Source organism: Actinomycetota bacterium (assembly GCA_036280995.1).
Taxonomy (GTDB): Bacteria; Actinomycetota; CALGFH01; order CALGFH01; family CALGFH01; genus CALGFH01.
In genome coordinates this window covers 1-3,284 of sequence record DASUPQ010000018.1, presented here as the reverse complement: position 1 = coordinate 3,284, position 3,284 = coordinate 1, and the positions used below count along the sequence as shown (strand labels likewise).

The 3,284-nt window shown below is 72.4% G+C and carries 2 protein-coding genes and 1 pseudogene; 1 reads left to right on the top strand and 2 read right to left on the bottom strand.

What is annotated here, in order from left to right; genetic code table 11:
• Positions 1-252, bottom strand: a 252-nt coding sequence (locus VF468_00490; protein ID HEX5876803.1) for an HD domain-containing phosphohydrolase, incomplete at its 3' end; no start/stop codon positions are given.
• 461 nt (positions 253-713) lie between these two features.
• On the opposite strand from VF468_00490, the pseudogene VF468_00485 reads away from it, so the two are divergent.
• Positions 714-1,181: pseudogene (locus VF468_00485) on the top strand (hypothetical protein).
• Here the strand turns inward: VF468_00485 and VF468_00480 are convergent.
• Positions 1,129-3,159 carry an APC family permease gene (locus VF468_00480; GenBank protein ID HEX5876802.1) on the bottom strand — a complete coding sequence of 677 codons (2,031 nt, stop codon included), beginning with the start codon at positions 3,157-3,159 and terminating at the stop codon, positions 1,129-1,131. The pseudogene VF468_00485 and the gene VF468_00480 overlap by 53 nt on opposite strands.
• Between the last annotated feature and the right edge of the window lie 125 nt (positions 3,160-3,284).

The following is a 3,284-nucleotide window of genomic DNA, read 5'->3' as shown; positions in this document are numbered from 1 at the left end:
GAGGACGCGTTCGGAGTGGTAGGCGTGCAGCCTGACACGTTCCCAGTCGTCGGCCGTGAGCGGGGCGGCCTTCTGCCAGATGCGGACCGGGACGGCCACGCGCCCGAGATCGTGCACCAGCGCGGCCCGCCGGACCCGCATCAGGTCGGCGGCCTCCAGGCGGCACTGCCGGGCCGCCGCCGTGGCCAGCTCGGCCACACCGGCCGAGTGGCCGACCAGGTACGGCGAGGCGAGGTCGGCGAACTCGCCCATGGCCCCGAGGGCACGGTCGATCGCCTCGCCCTCCAGGGCCAGCCATCGGCCCGGCTCGCGGGCGAGCGTCTCCTCCCAGGCGCTCGCACCGGCGTCGGGCGCCAGGAGCTCGGCGGCCGCGTCGGCGAGCGGGATGGCCACGGCCGGGTCGAACGCTCCTCCCGCCCGCCTGCGGACCACCGCCGCGGCGAGCTCGGCGCCGCCGAGCAGGTGCTGGAACGCGGCGTCGCGGGCCGCCGAGGCGATCCGCACCGGCAGCGGGATCTCCTCGTGCCGGGCGCGACCGGGCAGGCCCTTGCCGTCCCAGCGCTCGACCAGGTAGGCGAACAGGCCCTGCATGGACGCGGGTAGGCCGAGCCGGTCGGTCAGCATCTGGGCCACCTCGCAGAACGCGGTGACATGGCCCTTGAACTCCCGGGCCGCCCTCGGCATGCCGCGCACGATCTGCACGGCCCGCACGGGTGCAGGGCTGCCCGAGCTGGCAAGCGCCCGCAGCATCCCGGCCATCCGCTCGGGCGTCGACCCGAACCTGGCCGGCATGGCATGGGTCGTCAGGGCATCGTCGTCGCCGAAGGTGTCGGCGGCGACCTCCGCGTCGGCGGTGCAGCCGACGTAGAACAGCAGGCACGCATAGTAGGTCTGCGACGCCGTCTCCGGGTCGACGCCCAGCACCTCGCCGAGCCGCATGGCCACCAGCGTGCTCTGCAGGCCATGCTCGAGGGGCACCCCGATCCCCAGGTCCGTCGCCAGCGACAACGCCGCGATCACCTCGGCGGCACGAACCCGTTCCCCACCCGGACCTGCCATGGCTGCCACCATCGGACAGTACGCGAGTCCCGGAGTCTGTTAAACCGGTACGTCGGCTGCTGGGCCGGCTCAGGATCGGCCGGGCGGGCGTGGTCGGCCATTCCTCCGGGGCCAACATCGCCCTGCAGCTGGCCCTGGACGCCCCGGCCATGGTCGGCTCGCTGGCCCTGCTCGAGGCCTGGCTGGCCGACGTCGAGCCGTTCGTGCCTTGACGGCGAACGGCTCCGGCTGGCTGGCCAGGTGGAACGGGACGATGGTCACGTTGACGTTCTCCATCGAGCCCAGCACCTTGGTCAGCCCGGCCGAGGTCTGGTCGTGCAGGACCCGGCGCCAGAAGCCGACGTAGCGGCGGCGCGGGACCAGGACCGTGACCTCGGTGTCGGGCCGGACCCGCTCGGCGATCGCCTCCTCGACGGTGGCCAGCAGGTTGCGGTCAGGGGCGTCGACCAGCTCCAGCGGGAACGGGATCTGGACCTTCGACCACAGCCGGCCCAGCTCGCGGGCGTGGTCGGGGTCGACGGCGACGTGCAGGGCGGTGATGCTGAGCGGGTTGAGCTGGCGGGCGTACTGGAGGGCGCCGATGGTGGCCTGGTCGAGGTCCTCGATCAGCACCACCACCTCGTGGCGGGGCTTGGGCGGGGCCAGGCGCTGGCTCACCTGGACCTTCAGCTGGGCCAGCTCGCGGCCGTAGGTCCGCTGGATGCGGAGCAGCAGCCAGACCAGCAGCGGGATGGCGATCACGACCATCCAGGCGCCCTCGGCGAACTTGCCGACGACGATGACCACCAGGGCGACCAGGGTCACGGCGGCCCCGACCCCGTTGATCAGGACGCCGCCGCACCAGCCCGGCTCGCGCAGCCGCAGGTGGCGGCGGGTCATGCCCGCCTGGGCGAGGGTGAAGGAGGTCACCACCCCCACCGCGTACAGCGGGATCAGCGAGTGGGTGTCGGCCTGGAAGACCACGATCAGGAAGATGGCCACCGCCGCCAGGGCGAGGATGCCGTTGGAGTAGACCAGCCGGTGGCCGCGCTTGCGCAGCTGGCGGGGCAGCAGGGCGTCGCCGGAGGCGAAGCTGGCCAGCAGGGGGAACCCGGAGAAGGCGGTGTTGGCCGCCAGCACCAGGATGAGCAGGGTGGCCGCCTGGACGAGGAGAAACGCCGGCCCGCCGCCCAGGACCTGCCGGGCGATCTGGGAGATGACCGTCGGGTAGCCGCTGGAGAAGGGCAGCGCCTCCAGCCGCACGGCCAGGTAGGTGATGCCACAGAACAGGGTCCCCATGATCGCCGCCATCATCATCAGGGTCTTCTTGGCGTTGACCGCCTCCGGGGCCCGGAAGGCCGAGACCCCGTTGGAGATGGCCTCGACCCCGGTGAGGGCGGTCGTGCCCGAGGCGAAGGCGCGCAAGATCAGGAACAAGGTCACGGCCCCCACGGCGCCGCCGGAGTGGAGCAGGCCGGCCTCCCCGGTGGTGTGGCGGATCGGCTCGATGTCGCCGCTGGCCAGCCGCCACACGCCGACCGCGATCATGACCCCGACGGCGACCACGTACACGTAGGTGGGGATGGCGAAGATCCGGCCCGCCTCGCGGATGCCGCGCAGGTTGCCCCAGGCGAGCAGGACCACGAAGGCGACCGACAGCTCGACCCGGAGCGGGCCCAGCTGGTCGGGCCAGACCGATGCCATGGCGGCGACGCCGCTGGTCACGCTGACGGCCACCGTCAGCACGTAGTCGATCAGCAGGGCCGCCCCGGCCACGGCGGCGGTGACGTTGCCGAAGTTGTCCCGGCTGACCACGTACGCCCCGCCGGCCGAGGGGTAGGCGTCGACCACCTGGCGGTAGGAGACCACCAGCAGGGCCAGCAGGGCGACGATGGCCAGGGCCACCGGCAGGGCCAGCCCGATCGCCGCCGCGCCCGCGACCACCAGCACCAGCAGCATCTCCTCGGTGGCATAGGCGGTCGAGGAGATCGGGTCGGAGGAGAACACCGCCAGCGCGACCCGCTTGGAGATCCGCTCGTGGGCCAGCTGCGAGGTCTTCAGCGGCGGGCCGAGCAGGAGCTTCTTGGCCCGGTAGCCGCTGGACTGGTAGGGGATGGACACGACCTCGATGCTGAAGGCCCGGCGCAAAGAACCCGTTAAGGCCGGCCGGTCCCGGCGCAAAGAGGCCATCAAGACCCGATACGATGGCTTGGTCACTCAACAGGAAGGTGCCTTGTGCACGTCGT